22 protein-coding genes and 1 pseudogene are annotated in these 26,117 nt (G+C 70.1%); 9 read left to right on the forward strand and 14 right to left on the reverse strand.

Going from position 1 to position 26,117, the window contains the following annotated elements; all coding sequences use genetic code 11:
* Positions 1 to 13 precede the first annotated feature (13 nt).
* Together BBK82_RS27455 and BBK82_RS27460 are read right to left on the reverse strand one after the other, a co-directional pair.
* Positions 14 to 643, reverse strand: coding sequence for a DUF4360 domain-containing protein (locus tag BBK82_RS27455; protein WP_065917585.1), 630 nt, complete (start codon positions 641 to 643; stop codon positions 14 to 16).
* Between the two features lie 66 nt (positions 644 to 709).
* Entirely contained in the window at positions 710 to 1,339 is a 630-nt protein-coding gene (locus tag BBK82_RS27460; protein ID WP_065917586.1) for a DUF4360 domain-containing protein, read from the reverse strand.
* Between the two features lie 193 nt (positions 1,340 to 1,532).
* Between BBK82_RS27460 and BBK82_RS51785 the strand changes: the two genes are divergently transcribed.
* Positions 1,533 to 1,922 carry a response regulator gene (locus BBK82_RS51785; RefSeq protein ID WP_065917587.1) on the forward strand — a complete coding sequence of 130 codons (390 nt, stop codon included), beginning with the start codon at positions 1,533 to 1,535 and terminating at the stop codon, positions 1,920 to 1,922.
* Here BBK82_RS51785 and BBK82_RS27470 read toward each other — a convergent pair.
* Positions 1,910 to 4,816, reverse strand: coding sequence for a substrate-binding domain-containing protein (locus tag BBK82_RS27470; RefSeq protein WP_154697537.1), 2,907 nt, complete (start codon positions 4,814 to 4,816; stop codon positions 1,910 to 1,912). The genes BBK82_RS51785 and BBK82_RS27470 overlap by 13 nt on opposite strands.
* Before the next feature lie 124 nt (positions 4,817 to 4,940).
* Here BBK82_RS27470 and BBK82_RS27475 point away from each other — a divergent pair, with 124 nt between their 5' ends.
* A complete protein-coding gene (locus BBK82_RS27475) occupies positions 4,941 to 5,546 on the forward strand; it encodes a hypothetical protein (protein ID WP_065917589.1) in 606 nt (201 codons plus the stop codon).
* Positions 5,543 to 6,556 carry a hypothetical protein gene (locus BBK82_RS27480; RefSeq protein ID WP_065917590.1) on the forward strand — a complete coding sequence of 338 codons (1,014 nt, stop codon included), beginning with the start codon at positions 5,543 to 5,545 and terminating at the stop codon, positions 6,554 to 6,556. Before BBK82_RS27475 ends, BBK82_RS27480 begins: the two co-directional genes overlap by 4 nt.
* Here BBK82_RS27480 and BBK82_RS51790 read toward each other — a convergent pair.
* The 6 genes and pseudogenes from BBK82_RS51790 to tkt all read right to left on the reverse strand — a co-directional run bounded on the left by BBK82_RS51790 (position 6,519) and on the right by tkt (position 15,424).
* Entirely contained in the window at positions 6,519 to 6,974 is a 456-nt protein-coding gene (locus tag BBK82_RS51790) for a GNAT family N-acetyltransferase (protein ID WP_170067970.1), read from the reverse strand. The genes BBK82_RS27480 and BBK82_RS51790 overlap by 38 nt on opposite strands.
* A gap of 281 nt (positions 6,975 to 7,255) precedes the next feature.
* The gene (gene opcA, locus BBK82_RS52370) at positions 7,256 to 9,079 is read right to left on the reverse strand and encodes a glucose-6-phosphate dehydrogenase assembly protein OpcA (RefSeq protein ID WP_071812879.1); all 1,824 of its coding nucleotides are present in this window, start codon (positions 9,077 to 9,079) and stop codon (positions 7,256 to 7,258) included.
* Complete coding sequence (zwf, locus tag BBK82_RS27495) at positions 9,076 to 10,563, reverse strand: glucose-6-phosphate dehydrogenase (RefSeq protein WP_065921393.1); 1,488 nt, start codon at positions 10,561 to 10,563, stop codon at positions 9,076 to 9,078. The genes opcA and zwf overlap by 4 nt, the downstream gene beginning before the upstream one ends.
* A gap of 50 nt (positions 10,564 to 10,613) precedes the next feature.
* Positions 10,614 to 12,217 (reverse strand): annotated as a pseudogene (locus BBK82_RS27500) (glucose-6-phosphate isomerase).
* Between the two features lie 7 nt (positions 12,218 to 12,224).
* A complete protein-coding gene (tal, locus tag BBK82_RS27505) occupies positions 12,225 to 13,337 on the reverse strand; it encodes a transaldolase (RefSeq protein ID WP_065917591.1) in 1,113 nt (370 codons plus the stop codon).
* Complete coding sequence (gene tkt, locus BBK82_RS27510) at positions 13,334 to 15,424, reverse strand: transketolase (protein WP_065917592.1); 2,091 nt, start codon at positions 15,422 to 15,424, stop codon at positions 13,334 to 13,336. Before tkt ends, tal begins: the two co-directional genes overlap by 4 nt.
* 264 nt (positions 15,425 to 15,688) lie before the next feature.
* Between tkt and BBK82_RS27515 the strand changes: the two genes are divergently transcribed.
* The 3 genes from BBK82_RS27515 to BBK82_RS27525 are packed head-to-tail and all read left to right on the forward strand — an operon-like array spanning position 15,689 to position 18,660.
* Positions 15,689 to 16,612, forward strand: coding sequence for a heme o synthase (locus tag BBK82_RS27515; protein WP_065917593.1), 924 nt, complete (start codon positions 15,689 to 15,691; stop codon positions 16,610 to 16,612).
* A gap of 22 nt (positions 16,613 to 16,634) precedes the next feature.
* Positions 16,635 to 17,300, forward strand: a complete 666-nt coding sequence (locus BBK82_RS27520; protein WP_065917594.1) for a hypothetical protein — start codon at positions 16,635 to 16,637, stop codon at positions 17,298 to 17,300.
* Positions 17,263 to 18,660 (forward strand): hypothetical protein, encoded by a 1,398-nt coding sequence (locus tag BBK82_RS27525; RefSeq protein WP_065917595.1) that lies wholly within the window; start codon positions 17,263 to 17,265, stop codon positions 18,658 to 18,660. Before BBK82_RS27520 ends, BBK82_RS27525 begins: the two co-directional genes overlap by 38 nt.
* A gap of 7 nt (positions 18,661 to 18,667) precedes the next feature.
* Here the strand turns inward: BBK82_RS27525 and BBK82_RS27530 are convergent, their stop codons facing one another.
* Genes BBK82_RS27530 through BBK82_RS27540 form a run of 3 tightly spaced genes read right to left on the reverse strand, consistent with a single transcriptional unit; the run spans position 18,668 to position 21,037 of the window.
* On the reverse strand, positions 18,668 to 19,318 hold the full coding sequence (locus tag BBK82_RS27530; RefSeq protein ID WP_065921394.1) for an HD family phosphohydrolase: 651 nt from the start codon (positions 19,316 to 19,318) through the stop codon (positions 18,668 to 18,670).
* Between the two features lie 51 nt (positions 19,319 to 19,369).
* A complete protein-coding gene (locus tag BBK82_RS27535) occupies positions 19,370 to 20,017 on the reverse strand; it encodes a hypothetical protein (RefSeq protein ID WP_065917596.1) in 648 nt (215 codons plus the stop codon).
* A gap of 6 nt (positions 20,018 to 20,023) precedes the next feature.
* Complete coding sequence (locus BBK82_RS27540) at positions 20,024 to 21,037, reverse strand: hypothetical protein (RefSeq protein ID WP_065921395.1); 1,014 nt, start codon at positions 21,035 to 21,037, stop codon at positions 20,024 to 20,026.
* A gap of 699 nt (positions 21,038 to 21,736) precedes the next feature.
* Between BBK82_RS27540 and BBK82_RS27545 the strand changes: the two genes are divergently transcribed.
* Positions 21,737 to 22,240 carry an FKBP-type peptidyl-prolyl cis-trans isomerase gene (locus BBK82_RS27545; protein WP_065917597.1) on the forward strand — a complete coding sequence of 168 codons (504 nt, stop codon included), beginning with the start codon at positions 21,737 to 21,739 and terminating at the stop codon, positions 22,238 to 22,240.
* Between the two features lie 67 nt (positions 22,241 to 22,307).
* On the opposite strand, the gene BBK82_RS27550 is transcribed toward BBK82_RS27545, so the two are convergent.
* A complete protein-coding gene (locus BBK82_RS27550) occupies positions 22,308 to 23,249 on the reverse strand; it encodes a quinone oxidoreductase family protein (protein ID WP_065917598.1) in 942 nt (313 codons plus the stop codon).
* 109 nt (positions 23,250 to 23,358) lie between these two features.
* On the reverse strand, positions 23,359 to 24,945 hold the full coding sequence (locus BBK82_RS27555) for a DUF885 domain-containing protein (protein ID WP_065917599.1): 1,587 nt from the start codon (positions 24,943 to 24,945) through the stop codon (positions 23,359 to 23,361).
* 37 nt (positions 24,946 to 24,982) lie between these two features.
* Here BBK82_RS27555 and BBK82_RS27560 point away from each other — a divergent pair, with 37 nt between their 5' ends.
* Together BBK82_RS27560 and BBK82_RS27565 are read left to right on the forward strand one after the other, a co-directional pair.
* Complete coding sequence (locus tag BBK82_RS27560; protein WP_237047602.1) at positions 24,983 to 25,273, forward strand: hypothetical protein; 291 nt, start codon at positions 24,983 to 24,985, stop codon at positions 25,271 to 25,273.
* A complete protein-coding gene (locus tag BBK82_RS27565; RefSeq protein WP_065917601.1) occupies positions 25,270 to 26,115 on the forward strand; it encodes an ATP-grasp domain-containing protein in 846 nt (281 codons plus the stop codon). Before BBK82_RS27560 ends, BBK82_RS27565 begins: the two co-directional genes overlap by 4 nt.
* The last annotated feature ends 2 nt before the right edge of the window (positions 26,116 to 26,117 follow it).

The following is a 26,117-nucleotide window of genomic DNA, read 5'->3' on the forward strand; positions in this document are numbered from 1 at the left end:
AGCAGGTCAGGGCCTACGGGCAGAGCTTCCACGAGAACCGGTACGTCGTGTCGATCTCCCCGTCGGTCGAGTCCATCGACATGAAGCTCGTCGTGGTCGCGGTGTCCGAGGTGCCCGCGTACACGCGCAGCTCGGTGTTGATGTTGAAGTGCCGCTGCTCACCGCACGGCGAGTAGACGATCGCGGCCAGCTCGGTCGTGTCCGTGGCCTGCCAGTCGTCGCTGTGCGGGCCGTTGTACCGGTGCGAGAGCGACTCCGTCTGCGACATGCCCTGGAAGTAGTAGTTGGCCTTCTCGACCGCATGAGCGCCGCGCTCCAGGTGCGCGAAACCTCTGTAGTCGGCCTGGGCGATGCCGTAGGTGAAGCCCTGCGGGACGTTGACCCGCAGGTTGAGCTGGCAGTTCTTCCTGAAGTCGGTCGGTCGGGCACCCACGCCGACCTGGGCGAGGAAGTCGCTGTAGGTGACCGTGAACGCCTTGTTGTCCTCGGACACCGCGACGGCCGCCGTGCCGGCGGGGCAGCCGGAACCGTTGACGGTCACGATGTCGATCGTGATGTGGTCGGGCGGCGGCGTGTCGTTCGGCGCGCCGGGCGGGATGACGATGGACGAGGCCAGCAGGGCAGCGGCAACCGCGTTGAGCATGGGACACCTTTCCGACGCAACTCACAGGCGGGGATGGCGGCGGATTGTCAGAAAATCGTCAGGTTCCTAGTCGCAGCGCTTCCACGAGAACTGGAACAACGTGCGCACCTCGCCACGCGCGTAGTCCATCGTCATGAAACTGTTCGCATTCGGGTCCGCTGAACCTTTGTCGACGCGCAGGGCGCTGTTGACGTTGAGATTGCGCTTCTCGCCGCACGGCGCGTAGACGATGTCCGCGAACTCGGTCCGGTGGGTCACCCGCCAGTTGTCGTCGACCGGCCCGGTGAAGGTGTGCTTCTTCTGGTTGTTCGCCGACTGGCCCTGGAAGTAGTAGTTCACCCACTGGTGCCCGGTCGCGCCGCGTTCGAGGTGCGCGAAACCGCCGTAGGTGGCCTCCGCGATGCCGTAGGTGAAGCCCTGCGGAATGTTGATCTGCAGGTTGAGCTGGCAGTTCTTCCGGAAGTCGGTGGCGCCCGCGCCCTTGCCCGCCTGAGCCAGGTAGTCGCTGTAGAGCACCCAGAACGACGTGTTGTCCGGGGCGACGACCACTTCCGCGGTGCCCTGCCTGCACCCGGACCCGTTGATCGTCACCACGTCGATCGTCACCCGCTCCGAAGGAATGACATCGGCGTTCGCGGGTGTGGAAGACAATGTGAACAGCACGGCCAGACCGGCCGCTGCCGTCGCTTTGCGCATGAAGTTCGCCTTTCTCGGTGCCTCTTTCCCGGCGTGGCGCGGCAGCGGTGCACGGAGGCTAGCGCAACAACACATACGACGATGTAGTCCAAATGGTCCTGGTCACACTGATGGAGCAGCCGGTGAATCATTATCGACAATATTCACGCACCTGGTGCCGAAGGGACGAATGGTTTCCGGCATACTGACGCGCATGCAGCAAGCCGGTCTGGTGCTCGTGGTCGAGGACGAGGACCCCGTGCGGAGGTACACCGTCAGCCTGCTCGAGGAGCTGGGCTACACCGTCGTGCAGGCGGTGGACGGCACCGAGGCGATCGCGATCCTGCGCGAGCGCCGTGCGGAGATCAGCGCGATGCTGCTGGACCACAGCATGCCGGGCCTGTCCGGCGGCGAGGTGCTGACCGAGGTCGAACGCGAAGGGCTGTCCGTGCCCGTCGTGCTGACCAGCGGCCACGACCGCACCGTGCTGGAACGCCGGTTCGCCGGTCACGACGTGGCGGGCTACCTGCAGAAACCGTTCCGGATCGAGGCGCTCGACGAGACCGTGCGGCTCGCCGTCGCCAGGCGCGCTCAGGCGTCCTGACCCAGGACCTCGCGCACCTTCTCCAGCAGCTCCGACTCCACGTACGGCTTGCTGATCAGCACCTCGGACGTCATCGGCTCGTCCACCGTGTAGCCGGACATGTAGATGACCGCGGGTGCCACGCCGGTGGACCGCAGCAATGCCACCAGCTCAGGCCCGCCCATCTTCGGCATGACGACGTCGGTGAGCACGAGGTCGATGGCGCTGCGGTGCTCGGTCGCGAGCTGCAGCGCCTCCTGGCCGTCGCCCGCCTCGATCACCGCGTACCCGGCGGTCTCCAGCGACCGCCGGGTCATGACCCGCACCTGGGAGTCGTCCTCCACCAGCAGGACGGTGCCCGCACCCAGCTGCGTGGTGACGCGACGCGCGTACGGCGCCGTCGCCGTGCCCTCTCTCTCGTGTGGCACCGGCAGGTAGACCTCGACGGTCGTGCCCTGGCCGGGTGCGCTCAGGACCTCGATCTGGCCACCGCTCTGCTGCACGATGCCGAACACCGTGGACAGGCCGAGCCCGGTGCCCTTGCCGACCGGTTTCGTCGTGAAGTACGGCTCGAACACCTGCGCCAGCACCGCCGCGTCCATGCCCACACCCGTGTCGCGCACGCGCATCACGACGTACTCGCCCGGCCGCACGCCGACGATCCGGCCGGTGTCGCCGGGACCGAGGGTCGCGTCGGCGATCTCCACGGACAGGGTGCCGCCCTGGGGCATCGCGTCGCGTGAGTTCACCGCGAGGTTGAACAGGATCTGCTGGATCTGGCCCGCGTCCGCCCACACCCGCGACACGCCGTCCGGCAGGTCGAACGTCAGCTCGATGTGGTCGCCGACGAGCGTGCGCAGCATCGAGCCGATCTTGGCGAGGTTCTCCCCGAGGTCGAGCGACTCGGGGTGCAGCACCTGCTGGCGGGTGAACGCGAGCAGCTGCCTGGTCAGGTTCGCCGCCCGTTCGCCGGCGTGGAGGATGTCCTCGATCGCGGTGCGGCGCGGGTCGTCGGGGAGGGTGCGCCGCAGCAGCATCTCGCTGTTGCCGTTCACCACGGTCAGGATGTTGTTGAAGTCGTGCGCGATGCCACCGGTCAGCCGGCCGATGGCCTCCATCTTCTGCGCGTGCCGCAGCTGGGCCTCGGTCTCGCCGACGCGTTCCTCGAGCCGGGCGCGCGCGTCCTTCAGCTCCTGCATCAGCCGGATCCCGCGCAACGCGCTGCTGAGCTGCTGCTGCACGGCCTCGTACATCCAGCCCTGCTCGGGGCCCTCCTCGAAGATCACGTACCCGAGCTGCTCGTCGTCGGTGTGCAGCGGGGCGACCAGCGCGCTGAACGGCACATCGCGGCGGAACCGGTACGGCGTCAGGGTGAGGGCGGGGAACGGCGTCTCCGGGAAGTCGGTGCGCAGCTTGCCCTCTTCGTACCGCACGAGCACACGGGCGATACCGGGCGCTTCGTACGACATGACGTGACACGCGGGTATGCCGAGCCGAGGAAGCTCCTCGACCAACGCGTCCGTCAGCTCCGTGACGTCCCTCGACGCGACGAGCCGTTGCCCGGCTTCGCGCACCGTCTGGTCGTGGCGCTCGTGAGAGAGATAGGCGAACTTCGCGTCCGTGCGGAACGCATCGCCCACCAGCAACTGCACGCGCAACCACAGTTCCTGGATCAACGTGGCGTCGCTGACCCGTGCGGTGACGAACCGGTACAGGTCGAACAGCGGCGCCCACCAGCTCTCCGGCGCACACCCGGCGCGCGCGCTCGCCCTGATGTACTCGGCGAGCATCTCGAGGAACCCGGCGCCTTGGACCTCACCACGCCCGGCCGCCATCAGCTCGACGACGAGCTGCTCGGCCCAGCCGTCCGGCAACGCCCCCGACGACGGGCCGAGCGAGGACCGCAGGTGGTCGGCCACGGTGTGCGCGGTCGCCGACTCGGAGATGTTCAGCCGGCCGTGCGCGGGCGCGTGCCCGCCCAGCCCCGTCGGCAGGCAGCCGCACGACCTGCGCACGACCAGCTCGGTCCGCAGCGTCTGCACCTGCGGCACCGGCCGCTTGAGGACCAGGGCCAGTGCCAGTTCCGCCGCCCTGATGCCCATGTCGTGGAACGGCGCGCGGACGGTGGTGAACGCGGGCATCGCCGCGTCGATGTTCACCTTGCGGTGCACCCTGACCTGGTGGCCGGCACCGGAGGTGGTGGTGTAGCCGAGGTCGTGCGTGCGCACGTTGGTGTGGTTGTCGTACCCGACGACCGCGATGTCCTCCGGCGTGCGGAAACCCAGCTCCTCCAGCGCGGACACGACACCGATCGCGTAGTCGTCGTTGGCGGCGGCGATGGCGTCCGGCGGCAACTGCACCTCGGCGAGCATCCTGCGCACCGCGTCCGCGGCGGTGCCCGGTTCCCAGATGAACGAGCCCGGCCGCGTCACCAGCCTGGGGTCGAGCGGAATCCCGTGGGCGCGCAACGAGTCCGCGTACCCCTGGAACCGCTCGTTCGCCCCGATGTGCGACAGCGGCCCGCGCACGAACGCGATGCGCCTCCGGCCGTGCACCTCGATGAGGTGGTCGACCGCCTGCTTCATGCCCTTGCGGTTGTCCATCAGGATCGACGGCCACGGCCCGAGGGTGGTCTCCACACTCACGATCGGCATGGGCGCGTACCGCTTCACGAACTCCTGCATGCCTTCGGGCCCGATGAGCTGCCCCATGCGCGTCGTCCACACGACCAGCGCGTCGATCCGGTCCGGCGAGATGAGGTCGAACACGGCGTTGGCACGGCGTTTGTGCGGGTCCGGGTGGTTCAGCTCGCTGCCCACGAAGCACACCAGGTCGCACCCGAGCCGCTGCGCGCCGTCGCTGACCCCACGCCACTGCTCGCCAGCGAGCTCGATCAACGGGCCCGCGGTGATCATCCCGATGGTGGGCCGTCGCTTCGCACTGCCGTTCGCCACAAAACCCCCGCTGCCTCAACGCGATTCGAGATGATACGCGGTGCCGAGGGGAATGCCCGGCTCGTCAGCAGGGGGACCGGTCCGGATGAACGCAGAGGAACTCAGGACGTTGCTCGCGGAGGGCGGCGACCTGTCCGCCGACCAGATGAGCGCAGTGCTCGCCACCGGCGACGTGAAGGTCATCAGCCTGGCGCTGCGGTCCGGTCTCGTGGACGAGGCCGGAATCCGGACCATTGCGGCGAACACAAGCCTGCGGTGGACTCTGGTGCACGTCCCGGAGCTTCCCGCCGACGTGGTGGACCTGCTGGTCGACTCGGACGCCGTCGCCCTGGTCGCCCAGTACCGGACGCTGCCGGCCGAGCTCGCCGAGACGCTGAGCCGGCATCCGGACCGCCGGGTGCGCAGAGCGTTGGCGCGCAACGCTTCCACGCCTCCCGCACTACTCGCTCGCCTCAGCTCGGAGGACTTCGTGTCGTTCGCGCTGGCCGAGAACCCCGCCACACCCGTGGAAGTGCTTGTCACGTTGGCGGCACACGAGTCGTTCGCGGTCCGGCGGGTCACGGCGCTGCGGACCGACCTGCCGCCCGCGTTGTACGAACAGCTCGCCAGGGACGAGAACCAGGTCGTGCGCGCCGCCCTGGCCGGAAATCCCGCGCTTCCGGCCGCCGTGAGAGCAAGACTGCAACCGTGAACGCACTGCACGGCCTGGCGGAGAACCCGTCGCTGCCACCGGACCTGCTCGCCCGGCTGGTCGCTCTGGCCGACCAGGACCTGAAGTGGCACCTGTCCCGCCGCACCGACCTCTCCGCGGCGCAACGCGTCCGGTGCCACATGACCCTCGTGAGCGACGACCCGATCCCCGACCCGGACGTGCTGCCGGCCGAACGCCCTGACCTCTCGCCCGTGGAGCTGTTCCACCTCGCCACCCACGAGAACCCGCTGGCGCGCCTGGCCCTCGCCGCCCGCCGCGACCTCCCGCCCGAGGCCTGCGAACGCCTCGCCGAGGACCCGCTTCCCGGCGTCCGCTGGGAGCTCGCCGCCAACCCGGTGACGCCTGAACCCGTGCTGCGCTCGCTCGCCACCGCGTGCCAGGAGACCCGGCGCAACCTCGCCCACAACCCGAAGATCCCCCTCGACCTGTTGGCCGACATCGCCCCCACCACGCGCATCGGCCCCACCCTGGTGCCGCGCGTCGCCACCGCCACCCCGGACGAGCTCCGCCTGCTCGCGGCGTCCGACGTGCCGCAGGTGCGCGCCCTGGTGGCCCAGCGCGGAGACCTGCCGCCCGACGTCCTGGACCTGCTTGCCACCGACACCGACCTGGCCGTGGCCAAGGGGGTCGCGCCCGCTCTGGCGGTGTCTCAACTCCGGGAGGTCGTGCACCGCCACGGCACCCCGGTGTTCCCCCGAGCCGCGTTGAACCCGAACTGCCCACCAGACCTGCTGCACCACCTGGCGACGAACGCCCCGGCAGGCCACAAGACGTTCCGCGAGGTCGCCGCCCACCCGAACACGTCAACCGAGACGCTGCTGCTCTGCCTGCACGACGACCGGGGCCGCGCAGCAGCCGCCCGCCACCCGTCCCTGCCCGCGGACGTGCTCCTCGGCCTGCTCGACGACCCCACGACAGCCGAGGACGCCGCCGCCAACCCCGCGCTGCCGGTCAGCGCGATGCGGACCCTGCTCGGTCCCACCACTTGATCAGGTTCGTCTGCTCCTTGCGCACCTCGTACCCGTGCGCCGCGTAGAACTCCCGCGCGTCCACCCGGTTGTGCCCGGTCACCAGCCGCACCCCGGCCGCTCCGTCCGCCCGCGCCCACGACTCGCCGACCTCCAGCAGCCGCCGCGCCACCCCACGCCGCCGGTGCGCGGGGGAGGTCGCCAGCGTGACGAGGTTCTTCAACGGCCGGTGGTAGGTGTTCTCGTAGTCGCAGAGCTGGATGTACCCCAGCACGTCCGCACCCTCGGCGGCCACGAACAGCGCGATGTGCGGCGCCTTGATGATGCGCTCCAGCTGGGCGCGCGTGTCCTCGGGGGAGAAGTCGTAGCCCAGCGCGTCGCGGTTGATCGCGCAGATCGCGTCCGCGTCGGACAGGTGCACCTCACGAACGACGATCATGTTGTCCCCCAGCGGAAGGCTCCGTGTGAACCTACCGGACCGGGCAGGACGTGGGCGGTCTTGGGCAGACCCACCGCGTCCAGGCGCAGGAACACGTTGTTGTGCCGGTTGGCCCCGTGTGCTCCGACGAACCCGTCTCCCGCCACGCCGGCACCTCACCCCGGTCGCGGAACGCCGAGGGGCTGGTCGGCGCACCGCGCGAAACGGGCCGGCGCTGCGACTGCCCGCGTTCGACAGCTCGCCTGAATGAAAAAGGCCCCCGGCGTGAACCGGGGGCCTCGTCATGCCAGTGGTGGCTGGAACAGGGCGGGGACCTTCGAGGCCGCCGCCGTGTCGAGCAACCACAACGTGCGCCGGCGTCCGGTGGCACCGGCCGCCGGGAGCTGCACCTCGCCCGCGCCCGTCAGGCCCATCGCCACGGCCGCCGCCTTGGCCTCGCCGGTGGTCATCAGCCAGACCTCCTGCGAGTTGCGCACCGCGCCCAGCGTCAGCGAGACGCGGGTCGGGGGCGGTTTGGGGCAGTTGCGGACGGCCACGACCGACCGCTCCTTCTCGTACACGGCAGGAGAAGCGGGGAAGATCGAGGCCACGTGGCCCTCCTCGCCGACGCCCAGCATGCAGACGTCGAACGACGGCACGTCGCCGTCGTCCTCCGGGCGGGCCAGAGACGCCAGCAACGACGCGTAGGCCTCGGCGGCGGCTTCCGGGTCGTCGCCGAACTTGCCGTCCGAGGGTTCCATGACGTGCACGCGAGACGGGTCGAGCGGGACGTGGTCCAGCAGCGCCGCGCGGGCCTGCGTCTCGTTGCGGTCCGGGTGGCCGGAGGGCAGGAAGCGCTCGTCGCCCCAGAACAGGTCCACCCGGGACCAGTCCACGGCGTCACGGGCGCCGCCCCGGTTCAGGTGCTTCAGGACCGCGGTGCCGGTGCGGCCGCCGGTGAGCACGACCGACGCCGAGCCGCGGGCGGCCTGGGCGTCGACCATGCGGGTCACCAGGCGGGCCGCCGCGGCGGCGCCAGCAGGTCGCCGTCGCGGTGGACCACCACCTGAGGGTTGCTCACGAGCTCGCCTTCGCCTTGGACTTCTTCGCCGCGCCGGCTTGCCGTTCGGCGCCGCGGTGCCGGCCGCCGCCTCCGGCTCACCGGCGGCCGCAGCCGTGGCCGCCTCGGACTTCGGCGCGGCCGTGCGGCCCTTCGAGACCTTCGACAGCGACTTCAGCGCCGCCGCGTAGACCTCGTCGGGGTCGAGCCTGCGGAGCTCCTCGGCGAGGCAGTCGCGCACCGAACGGCGCTGCAGCGCCACCCGCCGCGACGGCTGGCCCGGCTGGGTCAGCGTGCCGACCTTGCCGTCGGGGCGGTGCAGGTCGACGTGACCGGACGGGCGGTTCAGGGTGACCTGGACAATGCCCTCGCCCGAGGTCGCCTTGAAGCGCTTGGCGTTCACCTTCAGCCGGTCGGTCAGCCACGCGGCCAGCAGGTCGGTGGACGGCGAGTCGGCCTCACCGGTCACCTCGGCGTCGACGACCTTCTCGTACGGCGGCAGGTCCAGCGAGGACGCGAGCATGGCGCGCCACAACGTCAGGCGCGTCCAGGCCAGGTCCGTGTCACCCGGCGCGTAGTGCGCCCGCCGGGTCTCCAGGGCCTTGATCGGGTTCTTCTCCGCGGCCGCGTCGGTGATGCGGCGCTGGGCGAGCTGGCCGATCGGGTCCTTCGACGGCGACACCGGCGCGTCGAACGGCCACCACGCCACGACCGGGGTGTCCGGCAGCAGCAGCGGCATGACGCACGAGGCGCCTTCCTTGGCCAGTTCGCCGTACAGCCGGAGGACGACGACCTCGGACGCACCCGCGTCACCGCCGACGCGGATCTGCGCGTCCAGGCGAGGGGCCGCCTGCCGGGCACCGCGGGCCACGACGATCACGCGGCACGGGTGCTCGCGGGAGGCGTCGTTGGCCGCGTCGATCGCGGCGTCGGTGCGCTGGCCGTCCTCGGTCACGATCACGAGGGTCAGCACGCGACCCAGGGTCGTCGCACCGCCCTCGTCGCGCAGCCGGACGAGCCGCGAGTTGATCTGGGAGGTGGTGGTCGAGGGCAGGTCGATGATCACGGACGCCTCCAGTGCCTTCCGGTCCGAGCCGTCATCGCGTCCGCCGACGGCGGCCCCCACGTACCGGCCTTGTACTTCTCGAGCGCGGGCTCGTCCTTGCTGGCCCAGAACTCGAGGATCGGGTCGAGGATCTCCCAGGAGAGCTCGACCTCGTCGTTCTTCGGGAAGAGCGACGGCTCACCGAGCAGCACGTCGAGCAGCAGCCGCTCGTAGGCCTCCGGCGACGACTCGGTGAACGAGTGGCCGTAGCCGAAGTCCATCGTGACGTCGCGGACCTCCATCGTGTTGCCCGGCACCTTCGAGCCGAACCGGATGGTCACGCCCTCGTCCGGCTGCACGCGCACGACGAGCGCGTTCTGGCCGAGCTCCTCGGTCGCGGTGTCGTCGAACGGCAGGTGCGGCGCCCGCTTGAACACCACGGCCACCTCGGTGACGCGGCGGCCCAGGCGCTTGCCGGTGCGCAGGTAGAACGGCACCCCGGCCCACCGGCGGGTGTTGACCTCGCAGGTGATCGCACCGAACGTCTCGGTCTTCGACTCGGGCGAGAAGCCGCCCTCCTCCAGCAGGCCGGGCACCTTCTGCCCGCCCTGCCAGCCACCGGTGTACTGGCCGCGCGAGGTGGTCTCCTCGAACGGCTCGGCCGGACGCGTCGCCGAGAGGATCTTCACCTTCTCCGCGCGCAGGTCGGCCGGCTTGAACGACACCGGCTCCTCCATCGCGATCAGCGCGAGCAGCTGCAGCAGGTGGTTCTGGATGACGTCACGCGTGGCGCCGATGCCGTCGTAGTACCCCGCGCGGCCGCCGAGACCGATGTCCTCGGCCATGGTGATCTGCACGTGGTCGACGTAGTTCGAGTTCCAGATGGGTTCGTACAGCTGGTTCGCGAACCGCAGCGCCAGGATGTTCTGGACCGTCTCCTTGCCGAGGTAGTGGTCGATGCGGAACACCGACTCCTCGGGGAAGACGTCGTTGACCGTCTTGTTCAGCTCCTTGGCCGACTTCAGGTCGTGGCCGAACGGCTTCTCGATGACGACCCGGCGCCACTGGTCGCCCTGCGCCTGGGCCAGGCCCGCGCGCTTGAGCTGGTTGACCACCGTCGGGAACGCGCCCGGCGGGATCGACAGGTAGAACGCGTGGTTGCCGCCCGTGCCGCGCTCGGTGTCGAGCGCCGCCAGGCAGGAGGCGAGGTTGTCGAACGCCGTGTCGTCGTCGAACGTGCCCTGCACGAACCGGATGCCCTCGGCGAGCTGCTGCCACACGGCCTCGTTGAACGGCGTGCGCGCGTGCTCCTTCACCGCGTCGTGCACGACCTTCATGAAGTCCTGGTCGGCCCAGTCGCGGCGGGCGAAGCCGACGAGACCGAAGCCCGGCGGCAGCAGACCTCGGTTCGCGAGGTCGTAGATCGCGGGCATGAGCTTCTTGCGCGACAGGTCACCGGTCACACCGAAGATGACCAGCGCGCTCGGTCCCGCGATGCGGGGCATGCGCTTGTCGCGCGCGTCCCGCAGCGGGTTGCGCCACTTGGCGGATGTGGTCACGAGCCGTCCTCCTGGACTGCCTCGACGAGCTGGGCCAAGCCGGCGATGCGGTCCTGCAGGTGCAACCGCAGCACCGGGCGACCGTGTTCGACCAGCACCTGACCGTCGCCGAGCGCCTGCGCGAGCTGCAGCTGCGCCAGCGTGTAGGGACGGCCGGGCACCTCCAGGTCGTCGCCGGACTCGCCGGTGATCTGGATGAACACGCCGTTCTGATGACCGCCCTTGTGGTACTGGCCGGTCGAGTGCAGGAAGCGCGGACCCCAGCCGAACGTGGTCTGCAGGTGCGTCCTCTTCGCGATCTCCGCACGGAGCAGCTCGAACGACGCGTCGTCGATCCTGTCCAGGTACGCCTGAACCGAGATGTAGCCGTGCTCGGGCGCGACCTCGACCAGCGCCGCGAGCGCCTCGGCGACGGTGTCGACCTTGCGCGGTGCCCAGTCGGTGCCGTGGCCCTCGACCGGCCCGTCCACGAAGGAGGGCGTGGTCGCCGAGGCGGCCGGCGCGTCCAGCAGGGCCCGCGAGGCCTTCTTCGCCGCCTCGACGTCGGGCTGGTCGAACGGTTGATGCCCAGCACCCGGCCGACGAGCGCGGTCGCGTACTCCCACAACAGGAACTGCGCGCCGAGCGGTCCCTCGACCGCGACGTGCGCCGACCCGGTGGCCGGTCCGATCGCGACGGTCGTGGCGTCCGTGCGGGCGTCCACGAAACCGGGCGCGCCGGGGCCCTCGACGACGACCGGCAGCAGGCCGGTGCCGTTCTTGCCGGTCGACTCGGCGATCAGCTGCTCGGCCCAGTCGCCGAAGCCGACGATGCCGGAGCCGGTGTCCGCGAACACGATCTTCTCCGCGCCGTGGGCGTGCGCGGCACCGAAGATCGCCGCGAGCTGCACCGCGGGGTTCTCGGCGGAGTCCTCGGCCAGCACCTTGGCCTCGGCGGCCGCGTCGTCGAGCAGCGTTTCGACGTCGGCGCCCGCGAGGTAGGACGGCACCAGGCCGAACGCGGTCAGCGCCGAGTACCGGCCACCGACGTTCGGGTCGGCCAGGAACACCTTGCGGTAGCCCGCTTCCTCGGACGCCTGCTGCAGCGGCGAGCCGGGGTCGGTGACCACCACGATGCGCGACGGGGCGTCGATGCCCGCGTCGGCGAAAGCCTTCTCGAAGATGCGCCGGTGGCTGTCGGTCTCGACCGTGCCACCGGACTTGGACGACACCACGATCACCGTGCGCTCGAGGTCACCGGCGAGCGCGTCGGCGACCTGGGCGGGATCGGTGGTGTCCAGCACGACCAGCGGGACGCCCGCGGTCCGCGTGATCACCTCGGGGGCCAGCGACGAGCCCCCCATTCCGGCGAGCACGACGCGGTCGACGCCCTCGGCGTGCAGTTGTTCGCGCAGCGTCTTGAGCTCGGGGAGCAGTGCACGGGACGTCTCGTGCAACGTCGTCCACGAGAGGCGAATGCTCGCCTCGGACTCGGCTTCCGGCCCCCACAGGGTCGGGTCCTGCGCGGTCAGCTTGCTCGGCACCGAATCCGCGACCAGGTCAGCAGCGATCGTGCTGACCTGGTCGGCGTTCGGTGACCTCACGATTTCGACGGAGGTCACTTCGTGATCAGCCCTTCAGTTGAGCCAGTTGGTTCGTCACCGTCTCGAGCAACTCTTCCCAGGACTTCTCGAACTTCTCGACGCCCTCGGTCTCCAGCGCGACGAACACGTCCTGGAGGTCGACTCCCACGGCGGCGAGCTGGTCGAAGACCTCCTGGCCCTGCGCAGCGCGCCCGGTGACCGTGTCACCGGTGATCTTGCCGCTGTCCGCGACGGCCTGCAGCGTCTTCTCCGGCATCGTGTTCACGACGTCGGCGACGACGAGCTGGTCGACGTAGAGCGTCGGCGAGTAGCTCGGGTCCTTCACACCGGTCGACGCCCACAGCGGGCGCTGCGCGTTGGCGCCGCCGGCCTTGAGAGCTTCCCAGCGCTCACCCTGGAAAGTCTTCTCGAACGCGTCGTAGGCGATCCACGCGTTGGCGAGCGCCGCCTTGCCCAGCAGCGCGGTGGCCTCGTCCGTGCCGATCGCCTTCAGGCGCTTGTCGATCTCGGTGTCCACGCGGGACACGAAGAACGACGCGACCGAGTGGATCGAGCGCAGGTCGTGGCCGTTCGCCTTGGCCTGCTCCAAGCCGGCGACGTAGGCCTCCATGACCTTCTCGTAGCGCTCGACCGAGAAGATCAGCGTCACGTTGACGGAGATGCCCTCGGCGATCACCTTCGTGATCGCCGGGATGCCCGCCTCGGTGGCCGGAATCTTCACCAGCAGGTTCGGCCGGTCGACGGTCTTCCACAGGTCCTGCGCCTCGGCCACGGTCTTGTCCGTGTCGAACGCCAGTCGCGGGTCGACCTCGATCGACACGCGGCCGTCCACACCGTTCGTGCTGGTGTAGACGTCGCGGAACTTGTCGCACGCGTTGCGCACGTCGGTCGTCGTGACCTCGCGGATGGTCGCCTCGGTGTCGGCGCCCCGGTTCGCGAGCTCGCGGACCTGCTCGTCGTAGGACTCGCCCTTCGACAGGGCGCCCGCGAAGATCGTCGGGTTCGTGGTGACACCGACGACGTTCCAGTCGCGGATCAGCTCGTCCAGGTTGCCGCTGGTGAGCCGTTCACGGGACAGGTCGTCGAGCCAGATCGAGACTCCGGCGCCGGACAGGGCTTCCAGATTCGGCTTGCTCACTTGTTACCCCTCACGTTGTCAAGGGAACGGCGGGCGGCGGCGACGACGTCTTCCGTCGTGAAGCCGAACTCCTTGAACAGGACCTGGTAGTCGGCCGAGGCACCGAAGTGCTCGATCGAGACGATCTCGCCGGCGTCGCCGACGTAGCGGTACCACGGCTGCGCGATGCCCGCCTCGACGGCGACGCGCGCCTTCACCGACGCCGGGAGGACGGACTCGCGGTACTCGGCGTCCTGCTTCTCGAACCAGTCGATGGACGGCATGGACACCACACGCACTGCAACGCCCTCGCCCTGCAGAACCTTCCCCGCCTCGGCGGCGACCTGCAGCTCAGAGCCAGTGCCGATGATCACGATCTCCGGGTTCTCGTCACCGAAGAGCACGTAACCGCCGCGCTTCACGCCCTCCGCGGAGGTGCCCTCCAGGATCGGGAGGTTCTGCCGGCTCAGCGCGAGACCGACCGGGCCGAGCTGCTCGATGACGGCCTTCCACGCGAAGGCGGTCTCGTTCGCGTCACCGGGGCGGACGACCGCGAAGTCCGGGATCGCGCGCAGGGCGGCGAGGTGCTCGATCGGCTGGTGCGTCGGGCCGTCCTCGCCCAGGCCGATGGAGTCGTGCGTCCACACGTACGTGACGGCGGCCTTCATGATCGCGGCCAGGCGCACGGCGGGGCGCATGTAGTCGGAGAACACGAGGAACGTGCCGCCGAACGGACGGGTCGGGCCGTGCAGCGCGATGCCGTTGAGGATCATGCCCATCGCGTTCTCGCGGACACCGAAGTGCAGCACGCGGCCGTACGGGTCGGCGCTCCACATGCCGGTGGAGATCTCCGCCGGACCGAAGGACTTCGCGCCCTTGATCGTGGTCAGGTTCGACTCGGCCAGGTCGGCCGAACCGCCCCACAGCTCCGGGAGCTGCTCGGCGAGCGCGTTGATGACCTCACCGGAGGCCTTGCGGGTCGGGATCTCCTTGCCGCCCACCTCGTACACGGGCAGACCGGCGTCCCAGCCCTCGGGGAGCTCACGGGCGACCAGGCGGTCCAGCAGGGCCTTGTTCTCGGCGTTGGCCGAGGCCCACGCGTCGAACGACTTCTGCCACTCGGCCTTGGCGTGCTCACCGCGCTTGACGACCTCACGGGCGTGCGCGAGCACCTCGTCGGCGACCTCGAAGGTCTGCTCGGGGTCGAAGCCGAGGATCTCCTTGGTGGCCTTGACCTCGTCGACGCCCAGCGCGGCACCGTGCGCGGCACCGGTGTTCTGCTTGGTCGGCGCCGGGAAGCCGATGATCGTGCGCAGCAGGATGAACGACGGCTTGTCGGTGACGGCCTTGGCCTTCTCGACGGCCTCGAGGATGCCCTTCACGTTCTCGCCGGACTCGACGACCTGGACGTGCCAGCCGTAGGCCTCGTAGCGGCCCGCGGTGTCCTCGGACAGCGCGATCGTGGTGTCGTCCTCGATGGAGATCTTGTTGTCGTCGTAGAAGACGACCAGGTTGCCCAGCTGCTGCGTGCCCGCGAGCGACGAGGCCTCGGAGGTGACGCCCTCCTCGATGTCACCGTCGGAGGCGATCACGTAGACGTGGTGGTCGAACGGGCTCTGGCCCGGCGCGGCCGACGGGTCGAACAGGCCGCGCTCGCGGCGGGCGGCCATGGCCATGCCGACGGCGGCGGCCAGACCGGAGCCCAGCGGGCCGGTGGTGATCTCGACGCCGCGGGTGTGGCCGTGCTCGGGGTGGCCCGGCGTCTTCGAGCCCCACTTGCGCAGGTGCTTGAGGTCGTCGAGCTCCAGGCCGTAGCCCGACAGGAAGAGCTGGACGTACAGCGTCAGGCTGGAGTGGCCCGCGGACAGCACGAACCGGTCGCGGCCGATCCAGTCCGGGTCGGCGGGGTCGTGCCGCAGCACCCGCTGGAACAGCGTGTACGCGAGGGGCGCGAGGCTCATCGCGGTGCCGGGATGACCGTTGCCGACGTTCTGCACGGCGTCCGCCGCGAGCACCCGAGCGGTGTCGACGGCGCGCTTGTCGAGCTCCGTCCAGTCATCAGGCAGATCGGCCTTGGTGAGCCGGGTGATGTCGTCGGTGACGCTCACGGACTTACAGCTCCACTCTGTCGGTTGGGCGGGTCCCGACCTGTCCGCAGACGATCTTGGTGGATCGATCCCGAAAGGCCTGACCCGCGTGCGTTCCTCGTCCTGCGGCCAGCCTAGTCCTGACAGTTGCCGATGTTGCTCTGAAAGGTCCCAGCTGGGTGTGTGCCCAGGCACACCAGCACCCAAACGGGCTGTGAATTCTGTGCGCGGTTACCATCAGTCGCTGGATTTCCCACCACTCGCGACATGAGGAGCGTTCACGCGATGAGTGCCGTCCTCGAGGCCCCGAACCGGTCGCCTCGCCAGGTTGTCGGCGCCTATGTGGCGCTCACGAAGCCGCGTGTCATCGAGCTCCTGCTGATCACCACGATCCCCGCGATGCTGCTGGCCCAGCACGGCCTGCCCCCGCTGTGGCTGATCGCCTGCACCCTCACCGGCGGCACTCTCGCCGCGGGGTCGGCGAACGCCCTCAACTGCTACGTCGACGCCGACATCGACTCGGTCATGAAGCGGACGGCGGCCCGCCCGCTCGCGCACAACGCCATCCCGCCGCGCAACGCCCTGATCTTCGGCATCGTGCTCGGAATCGTCTCGTTCGCGTTCCTGTGGATCTTCGTCAACCTCATGTCGGCCGTGTTCGCGGTGGCGACGATCCTGTTCTACATCTTCGTCTACACCCTCGTGCTCAAGCGCCGCACCTCCCAGAACATCATCTGGGGCGGCATGGCGGGCTGCATGCCGGTGATCATCGGCTGGAGCGCGGTGACGGGCACGGTCGAGTGGCCGGCACTGGTCATGTTCGGCGTCATCTTCTTCTGGACGCCGCCGCACACCTGGGCCCTCGCGATGAAGTTCAAGGACGACTACGCCCGCGCAGGCGTGCCGATGCTGCCGGTGGTGGCCACAGCCGCGCAGGTGACGCGGCAGATCGTCATCTACAGCTGGATCACCGTCGTCTGCACGCTGGCCCTGGCCCCGGTCACCTCGTGGATCTACGTGGCCGTGGCGGCGCTGTCCGGCGTGTGGTTCGCCGTCTTCGCCCACAAGCTGCACAACGTCGTGCGTCGCGGCGGCTCCACGAACACCATGAAGTTCTTCCACATGTCGAACCTCTACCTGATGCTGGTGTTCTGCGGTCTCGCCGTGGACGCCGTGGTCGGGTTGCCGGTGCTGGGCTGGCCGTTCTAGCTGCACCTCCAGGCGTACGGCTGTGGCGCCCGTTGAGTTCACCGTCTCCGGCGGCGAAGGCACGCCGCTGGAGCACGTCGCCGCGCTCACCGGCCGGGTGTCGCTGTTCGTCGTGACCGATCCGGGCGGGTGGGCGCAGGTCAGCCAGGGGCTGGCCGTCGGACAGGCCGCCTCGGCCGCCGTGCGGACCCGGCTGCGGACGCTGAGGTTCGCGGTGCTGGATCTCCGGCACTTCGCCTCGGCCGAGGACCTGCCGTCGATCTCGGACGTGCCCGGTGACGTGGTGGCGTTGCACGACACGCGGACGTGGGACTCGGCGCCGGTCGTGCGCGCGTTGCGCGGGCTTGGGCGGCCGGTCGTGCTGTTCACCGCCGTGCACACGTGGGTGAGCGGGGTGGACCCGGCGACGGTGGTCATGGGGTGGAGCACGCCGCACGTGGTGCTGGCCGCGCCGGTGCGGGCGGGTGAGGTGCGGGTCGAGGACGTCCTCTGGCAGTTCCGCGAGCTGGAACGGCGGGGGACGGTCGGGTTCGTCGCGCTGCCGCAGCCGGCCGTGCCCGCCGACCGCGCGTCACCGTGGTGGTGGCGCTGCCGGTGCGACCGAGGGCGTCGCGGGGGCGCTGCGGCCGGGTGCCGACTACGAGGTGTGGGTGCACGTCGGGGCGCACGCCGCGCGGTTGCCGGGTGACCTGGAGCTGCGGGCGGTGCTCGGCATGTCCGGGCGCGAGGTGCAGACCGAGTCGTTCGTGCTGCCGGCCGACGGGGCGAGCCCGTGGGTGAGCTTCCCGGTGACCACGCCGTACGCCGCGTGCCGCTGGGCCGGGTCCCTGGTGGTCTACGCGGGTGTGGTGCCGCTGCACGCCCAGACCGTGCTGATGCCGGTCGGAGCGCGGGTGCCTCCCGGCGGGTCCGGTGAGCAGTCGACGGACCCGGGGTTCCGGCTGTCGCGGACGTTCGCCGACATCGGGCCGCTCGCGACGCGGGCGGCCTCGGTGCTGGTGCTCGGTCCGCGCGCGTTGGTGGCCGTCGGCGGGACAAAGCCGTCGTGGATCAACCTGGACTCGGGCTACCGGCGGTCGGTGCTGCACGTGTCCGGGCTCGACCCCTGGTACGGCAAGGACTTCCCGGCGTACTGCGCGGACCTGGCCGCGTTGGCCCGCGAGGGTGCGGCGCTGTACTCGCGGCTGTTCACCGACCGGGCGCTGCCCGAGGCGGTCCGCCGCTCGGCGCGGTCGAGCGGGCGTCCGGCGGAGCTGCTGGTGGCGGGGGAGGACTTCGACCCCGTGCCGTGGTCGTTGGTCTACGACCTGCCGTTCGCCGACGCGCCGTACCGGCTGTGCGCGTCGGTGGGGCAGTTCGGGCCGTTCGGGCCCGGCGGTGAGGTGCCCGCGCACTGCCCGGTGTCCGACCACAGTGGAAACGTGTTGTGCCCCTTCGGTTTCTGGGGTCTGTCCACTGTGGTGGAACAGCCGGTCGGGCTGCTCGTGCGGCAGGTGTCGGAGCACCCGCGGCCGTTCGAGGTGTTGATGGCGGTCGATCCGGGGATGGACCGGGCGTTGACCGAACGGCACGCCGCCGAGCTGATGTCGATGGTCCCGCCGGAGGCCGTGTCGTCGGCCTACGTCAGCCCGTCGGAGCTGGGGCGGGCGTTGGCCGATGAGGCGGTGGACGTCGTGCACCTGCACTTCCGCGAGGGGTTCCTCGACGCGCAGGAGGTCGAACGGTGGAGCCGCGAGGGTGTCTGGCCGCAGCCGCATTGGCCGACGCGCAAGCCGTTGGTGATGGCCACCTCTCCGGTGGACGTGCTGGTCCGGCCGTTCATCCGGCACGGCGCGGCCGGCGTGGTCAGCCCCGAGGTGGCGGTGCCGCAGGACATGGCCGGGTGGGTGACCGGCATGGTGCTGGCCCGGCTCGCGGCCGGGTTCGGTGCGGGCGAGGCGCTGCGGCAGACCCGGTGGGAGATGCTCGGCCGGGGCAACGTGATGGGCCTCGCCTACACGTTGAACGCGTCCGCTGATCTGCGGCTGCGTCACGAGACGCGGCAGTAGGGCGGGGTCAGGAAACGACCTTGGTGAGCAGGTCCTCGACGCACGGGTCGTCGAGCGACTCGACGATGCACCGCCACAGCGAGAGGTTCACCTCGGCCCACTTGGTGTAGGTGGCGGCGGCTTCGTCGTCGTAGAAGTAGTAGCCGTCGTCGGCCTTGCCCACCTGCTCGCCCACGATCTTGTACGCGAGCTCCCGCAGGGTGATGCCGTTCTCCTGCAGATACTTGTGCGCGAGGACCACCGGTGTCACCGGCAGCGCCTTGAACAGCGTGTCCGCGTCCGACAGCGCTTGTGCCTCAAGAGAGATGTCACGGTGACGGGTGCGCATCTCCGCCTCGACGACGATGCGTTCGACCCACTCGATGTCACCGATGCAGACACCGGAGACGAACAGCACTTTCCGCCGCAACGCCTCGCCGTCGGTCGGCAGCGAGTTGCGGCGGACCATGTAGTTGAGGTCGTGCACCAGTGCGGCCACCTCGACGACATCGGCCGCGGCGCCGTTGCGGCCGGCGAAGTGCACGGCCTTGTCCCGGACGAAGCTCACGTGGTGCCAGCCGTGGAACTGCAACTTGGCCGCCAGGTCCTCGCACAGCCGCCGCACCCGTTGCTCCACGTCCGCTATGACAGATCTGGGAATCGTCGTGCGCGTACGCATCATCAGCCCTCCTGACCAGGTGGGCTGATGGTATGCGCGCCGCGGGGGCTCTCAGAGGTTGTTCGTCAGATCCTCCAGACGTTCCTCGACCGGCACGTGCCGATGGCTGACACCGGTGTCCGGGTCGTAGCTGAGGCTCCACGGCGTGACGGCGCGCGACTTGACGAGGAACGTCATCGTGCCGTCGGCCGCGCGTGGGATCCGGTGGAACTCGTGCGCGAGCAGCGTGCCCGTGGTGCCCGCGACGCATTGAGTGCGCTTGGTCAGCTCGGTGCTGATGATCGTGCGTCCGCCCACACCGAGCCGCGCGTCGAAACGTTCGTGCAGGTAGGCGCCGCTCAGAATGGTCGTGCAGAAGTGGTAGCGGTGGTTGTGCACCGAGTCCGCGTACCCCGTGCGCCAGTCCGCGAGCGGCTTGTACTCGTGCAACCAGAACGTGAACTGCTCACCCGGCTCGTCTCTCAGGCACCACGCGAAGTGGGTCGTCGTCTCCCGCGAGTGCGCGATCACCCACGTGGCCTGCTGCGGTGTGAGCCCGTCCAGATGTGCGCGCAGCTCCTTGCGCAGCTCCGGCCGCGCCGCCCACTCGCGGAACCACCCGCCGACCTCGGCCCAGTGGTCGACCACGGGGAAGTCGGCGCGCTTGACCCGAGCGGTGAGCTCGTCGAGCGCGGACACCCCGGTGAACTCGGCTAGCAAGATCGATCAGCTCCTCAACTGAGCGGACGCGGAGAATTCGCGGCGGAATGCGTGGAACTTCTCTTCGAGCTCCCGGCACCCGTCGTCGGTGAGTGGTGTTCCGGTGACCTTCTCGAACAACGCCAGGAAGTCGTTCCTCGACGTGGCCGGTGTGATGACGAAGTGGTACCCGGCCTTGGAGCCGCTGATCCGCAGGAACTCCGCGCGTTCCATCGCGTAGAGGAACGAGCTCTCGGTGAACCGCAGCGTCCTCGGGTACGGCCTGAGCACTCCCGCGGTGTTGCTGTACAACGTGAGCCAAGCGCTGTCGTCGAACAACTCGAGGCGGTCGAGCGGCGGATCCGAAACGATGGTGACGTCGATTCTGGTGCACCTGCTCCTGGCCGCGTACAGCCCGAAGAGTCCAATTCGGATCTGCTCCTTCAGCCTTTTCTGGATCTCCTCGTAGTCGCCGTCGGCGCCTTCGCCCCGCAACAGGTACCTGGCCCGCCCGCTGATCGCGTTGGCGTCGCGCGGGTCGGCCAGCACGGCCCTGAGCTCGCATTCCGTCTGGGAGAGCAGCACCCGCCCGGCCGCGTACCTGCCCGCGAACCCGCGGAAGCAGTACAGCCGCGTCCGCTCCAGGTCCTGCATCATGAGCTGGTTGAACACCGGGTCCGGTCTGGCCGTCGGCTCGAACACGTGACTGGGGAAGAACTCCCGGTCGAGCGCCCGGTACTCCTCGCTGAGCTCTTTCAACGCTTTGCGGCTCTCTTCGACCACCGGCGTGAGCAGCGCCTTTTGCGCGGCCTGGGAAGTGATCAACGTCTGCGTGAAGCTCACCACCGCCGATATGAGCGTTCCGGTGCCGACCGACGTCAAGAAGTTCCGCGCCGTACCGGGATCCATTTGGCTGGAAATGGCCAAAGTGGACCCCGACGTCACCACGAGTATGAGGAGGAGCAACCCGGTCCGAGTCCAGAACAACTCCTGGATCAGGTTGCTGCGGATGCCTCCGGCCTCCGCGGACACGTGTCCCACCTCCTGGGTCACCTCAATGGCCGCTACCCGAACGGACGAATGCTCTCAGTGTCCGATCAAGTGCGCGGAGTTACTGTACGCGTCGGTCAAAAGATAAGGAAGCTGCTATTCGTGCGACATTTCCAACCGGAATAACCGCCCTTGACGCGGTACGCCGGCCCGCATCCGTGCACACCGGTGACACGGCGTCGCCACGCTTCGTCCCCGAGTCGGATGAGGGTGACCCACCCACCCGAACGCACCTGTGGGGCGGTGGTGGCGGGTGAGGGGAGGCCGAGCGGAGCAACCGGCACGGCCGGGCGTCGGCCGGTGGGTTGGGGTCACGGCAAGGGGGCGTGGCGGGCGCGTTCGGCGGAGGTGGACCCGGTTGGGCGGAGGTGGACCCGGTTGGGCGGAGGTGGACCCGGCTGGGCGGCGGACCGCTCGGTGGTGGCGAGCCCGGCTTGGCGGCTGGCTCGGTTGGGCGGTGGCGGACCCAGTTGGGCGGTGGCGGACCGCGCTCGGTGGCAGGAGGGCGGACCTGGCTCGGCGAGTGGGCTCGGTGGCGGGTGGCGCGGTGCGTTTCGATGACGCGGCCCGGCTCGCGGTGGCGAGAGGGCTGGTGGCGGTGGGGCGGCGTGGCGCGCGACGAGGCGTGATCACGGAAGCCCACCTGGCCTGCTACACCCCGCTCACACCGCCCCCCATAAGCTCCCCGCCATGCGCAACATCCTGCTCATCGCGTCCCTCGCTCTGGCCACGACCGCCCTGACGGCCTGTGGCAGCGAGCAGCAGCCCGCCGCCGGCGGTCCGTGCAAGGCCGACGACTTCAAGGTCACCGGCGACTTCGGTGCGGCGCCCAAGGTCGAGATCCCGGCGTGCAAGCCCACCGATGAGCTGATCATCAAGGACCTCGTGCCCGGGACCGGTGCCGAGGTGAAGACGGGGACGACGGCCTCGGTGAACTACCAGCTCACGACGTTCAGCGACAAGAAGGTGCTGGACAGCTCGTTCGAGCGCGGGGAGCCGTTCGACGTGGAGAACGTCGGGCAGGCGCCGGTCATCGACGGCTGGAACGAAGGCATCGTCGGTTTGAAGGAGAAGGGGCGCCGGCTGCTCATCGTGCCGCCGGCCAAGGGGTACGGGCAGGGCGGCAACGGCATCAAGCCGAACGAGACGCTCGTCTTCGTGATCGACGGCGTGAAGGTCACCGCCGCGCAGTAGTCGCGGAGCGCACGCGGGGAGCTTTCGTGCACCAGAAGCGCACGATAGCTCCCCGCGTGCGGTCGGATCAGGGCAGGAGCAGCAGCTTGCCGGTGGTGCGGCGGGACTGCAGGTCGGTGTGCGCCTGCGCGGCCTCCGCCAGCGGGTAGCGGCCGCCGATGCGCACCGACAGCGCGCCGGACGTGATGGCGGAGAACAGGTCCGATGCCCGCCACTCGAACTCGGCGCGGTCCAGCAGGTAGGCGCCGGTCGACGGACGGGTCAGGAACACCGAGCCGGCGGCGTTGAGGCGCTGCGGGTCCACCGGCGGGACCGGGCCGGACGACGCGCCGAACAGCACCAGCATGCCGCGCGGCTTCAACGACGCCAGCGACTGGTCGAACGTGTCGGCGCCGACGCCGTCGTAGACCACGTCGACCTTGTCGATCCGCGCGGCGAAGTCGCCGTAGCGCAGCACCTCGTCCGCACCGGCCTCCCGGGCCAGCGCCTCCTTCTCGTCGGTCGACACCGTGCCGATCACGTGCGCGCCGAACGACTTCGCCCACTGCGTCAGCAACAGCCCGACACCGCCGGCCGCCGCGTGCACCAGCACTCGGTCACCGGACTTCACGGCGTACGTCGAGTGCACCAGGTAGTGCGCGGTGATGCCCTGCAGCAGCGCGCCCGCGGCGACCTCGACGTCCAGCCCGTCAGGCACCCGCACGGCGGACGCGGCCGGCACCACGACCTCCGTCGCGTAGCTGCCCAGCACCGACATCCACGCCACCCGGTCGCCGGCCGCGAAGTCCGGCGACCCGGACGCGATCACCTCGCCGGCGCCCTCCAGGCCCAGCGCGGTCGGCAGCGGCACGGGGTAGAGGCCGCTGCGCTGGTAGGTGTCGATGTAGTTGACGCCCGCCGCGCCCACCCGCACCAGCAGCTCGCCGTCCCCCGGTGTGCGCGCCTCCACGTCGGTGAGCTCGAGCACCTCCGGACCACCGGCCGCGCGCGCCACCACTGCCTTGGGCATGTGTCCTCCTAGATCGACTCAACCCGGACAACCGCGGGCCGCGATCCGATGTTCCCGCTCCCGGCCAGTGGGGAGCAAAAGAACCGGGAGGTCCCTCGCCCCGGTCTTGTCACTCCTCGCCGAGCGCCACCCGGCGCGCGATCCCGAGCGGCAACGCGCCCGACCCGGCGATCCGGTCGTGGAACTCGCGCAGCGTCCCCAGCCCCGCGGCCAGGTAGTCCTCGCGGATCGCGTCGATCTCCAGCGCACCGGTCAGGTACGACGGTGCCTGCGTCGGCCGCGAGCAGTACCGGCGCACCTCGCCCACCGCGGTGCCGGGCGTCAACGCCGTGCGCGCCACCATGAACGACTCCGCCTCGTCGGGCGTCATGTCGCCGCAGTGCAACGCCGTGTCCACGACCATCCGCGCCGCACGGAACAGCCGTGCCTCCACGTGTCCCATCACCGTGGCCGGCGTCTTGTAGTGACCGACCGAGCGCAGCAGCTTCTCCGCGTACAACGCCCAGCCCTCGGAGAAGTACGGCGTGCGGAAGACCCAGCGCAACGGGTGCGCGTCACCCTGCGCCGCCACCCAGGACGCGTGCCAGTGGTGGCCGGGGTAGGCCTCGTGCACCGAGATCGTCGGCAGCTGCGGCCGCGCGTTGGTGCGCAGCCGCTGCGTGACGTCGACGTCGGACGCGCCGTCCGGGGTGAACGGCACGAAGAAGTGGCCGACCCGGCCCGCGGTCATCGCCGGCGGGCCGACGTAGCTCGCCACCGCCAGCACCGCGCGGTGGAACGGCGGCGACGGCACCACCCGGCACTCTTCGCCCTCGGGCAACGTCACCAGCTCGTGCTCGACCAGCGCCGCCCGCGCCCGTGCCGTCTCCGCCTCGTACTCCGCGCGCATCGCCTCCAGCGTCGGCGGGTGGTCGTCCTGCAGCGAGCTCATCACCGCGCGCCAGTCCGGTGCGCCCGCCAGCTCGACGAGCTCGGCCTCCAGCGCCGCGTACGCGTCCTGGCCGCGCTGGTGCAGCTCCGGCGCGCCGTAGCCGAGCATCTCCTTGTCCTGCAACAGGGTCGAGTACAGCTTCTCGCCCATCCGCCAGTCGCCGGTGGCGCGCAGGGCGAAGTCCTCCAGGAACGCCGCGAACCGGTCGAACGCCTCCGCCGCCGGGCCCGCCGCCTCGACCAGCTTCGCGCGCAGCTGGGGTGTGGACGCCTCCCGCGGCAGCGAGTCCAGGACGAACGCCCGTCCCGTCCGCGCCTGGCCGAGGCTGAGCTGCACGACCAGCGGCGCGGCCAGTGCCGGGTCGAGGTTGTGCTCGGCGGCCGCCAGCACCGACGGCACCTCGCGCAGCTTCGCGCACACGGCGTCGACGAGCTCGTCCTCCGGCAGCAACCGGTGCAGGAACGGCAGCAGCAGGCCGAAGAACAGCATCCCCGTGTAGGTCTGCGGGTCACGCCGCCACGCGGGCCACGTCTCCATCGCGAGCTCACCGCGCAGCACGGACAGCACCAGGTCGCGGTCGACCGACACCGGCTCCCGCTCCAGCTTCGCGAGCCACGCCGCGTTCTCCCTGGCCCTGCTCTCGAACGCCGCGGCCGAGTGGTCGCCGAACGTCGAGTAGTGCGGCAGCGACCCGACCCCCGCCGCGTGGGACGGGTGGTGGTCGAAGTACCACGAGAGGTAGGACGTGAGCGTGTCGGTGGTCACCCGTCCGAAGTTACCTGCTGGTTTTAGAGTGTGTGACGTGTCTGATCAAACCGTGCAGAAGCGCATCGCCGAGTTCGTGAAGGCCCACGGTAGGCCTGACCAGGCCGTTCGCGCGGTCGTCGAGCCGATCGGCCGGGCCGGTGCCCGGATCGTGCTCGTCGGCGCCGACGGTGCCATGGGCGACGTGATCACCGGCGACGTCGAGAGCGCCACCACCGCTGTCGAGGCGGCCGAGGGCGTTGAGCAGGCCGAATGGGACCGCGAGACGATCGCGGCCACGAAAATCGGTTCCGCGCACCGCCGCAAGATGGCCAAGATGCAGTCGTGAAGGTCGTCCTGGTCTCCTGCCCGGCGCTGCCCAAGGGCGACGGTGACGACGACGCGCTGTTCGACGCGCTGGCCCGCGACGGCGTGGATGTGGCGTGGCAGGTGTGGGGCGGCCCCGTGGACGCCGACCTCGCCGTGCTGCGCGCGCCGTGGGACTACCCTGAGCGGTTCGACGAGTTCCTGACCTGGTGCGACACCGTGCCCGCGCTCGCGAACCCGGCCGCGGTCGTCCGCTGGAACACCGACAAGTCCTACCTGGTCGAGCTGGCCGGGCGCGGGGTGCCGGTGGTGCCGACGTTCCTGGTGCGACCGGGGGAGACCCCGCGGTGGCCGGACGGCGAGTTCGTCGTGAAGCCGACGATCGGCGCGGGATCGCGTGGTGCCGGCCGGTTCACCGACCACGACCTGGCGCTGGAGCACCTGCGCGCGCTGGGCAAGCCGGCGCTGGTGCAGCCCTACCAGTCCAGTGTGGACTCCCGCGGCGAGACCGCGCTGGTGTTCTTCGCCGGTGAGTACTCGCACTCGTTCCACAAAGGACCGATGCTGCGGCCCGGCGGCGCGGGCTCCGACAACGGCCTGTACCTGCAGGAGGAGCTGGCGGGCATCGAACCGTCGGCGGCGCAGCTCGCGCTCGGCACCGCGGTGCTGGACGCGGCGGCCGACCTGCTGTCGTTGTCGCGCACGGACTTCCTCTACGCCCGCGTCGACGTCGTCGAGGGCGCGGACGGCTCCCCGTTGCTGCTGGAGCTGGAGCTCACCGAGCCGACGCTCGGCTTCAAGCACACCGGCGAGGAAGCGGCGAACCGGATGAGCGCGGCGATCCGGGCAGCAGTCACCAAGTAGCG

It is taken from the genome of Lentzea guizhouensis, from assembly GCF_001701025.1.
GTDB classification, from domain to species: Bacteria; Actinomycetota; Actinomycetes; order Mycobacteriales; family Pseudonocardiaceae; genus Lentzea; species Lentzea guizhouensis.

Excerpts from the sequence above, each read along its gene's own strand:
- BBK82_RS27455 (WP_065917585.1), bottom strand. The coding sequence starts at position 643 with ATGCTCAACGCGGTTGCCGCTGCCCTGCTGGCCTCGTCCATCGTCATC.
- BBK82_RS27460 (WP_065917586.1), bottom strand. The coding sequence starts at position 1,339 with ATGCGCAAAGCGACGGCAGCGGCCGGTCTGGCCGTGCTGTTCACATTG.
- BBK82_RS51785 (WP_065917587.1), top strand. The coding sequence starts at position 1,533 with ATGCAGCAAGCCGGTCTGGTGCTCGTGGTCGAGGACGAGGACCCCGTG.
- BBK82_RS27470 (WP_154697537.1), bottom strand. The coding sequence starts at position 4,816 with ATGATCACCGCGGGCCCGTTGATCGAGCTCGCTGGCGAGCAGTGGCGT.
- BBK82_RS27475 (WP_065917589.1), top strand. The coding sequence starts at position 4,941 with ATGAACGCAGAGGAACTCAGGACGTTGCTCGCGGAGGGCGGCGACCTG.
- BBK82_RS51790 (WP_170067970.1), bottom strand. The coding sequence starts at position 6,974 with ATGATCGTCGTTCGTGAGGTGCACCTGTCCGACGCGGACGCGATCTGC.
- zwf (WP_065921393.1), bottom strand. The coding sequence starts at position 10,563 with ATGCCCCGCATCGCGGGACCGAGCGCGCTGGTCATCTTCGGTGTGACC.
- BBK82_RS27515 (WP_065917593.1), top strand. The coding sequence starts at position 15,689 with ATGAGTGCCGTCCTCGAGGCCCCGAACCGGTCGCCTCGCCAGGTTGTC.
- BBK82_RS27530 (WP_065921394.1), bottom strand. The coding sequence starts at position 19,318 with ATGCGTACGCGCACGACGATTCCCAGATCTGTCATAGCGGACGTGGAG.
- BBK82_RS27545 (WP_065917597.1), top strand. The coding sequence starts at position 21,737 with ATGCGCAACATCCTGCTCATCGCGTCCCTCGCTCTGGCCACGACCGCC.
- BBK82_RS27550 (WP_065917598.1), bottom strand. The coding sequence starts at position 23,249 with ATGCCCAAGGCAGTGGTGGCGCGCGCGGCCGGTGGTCCGGAGGTGCTC.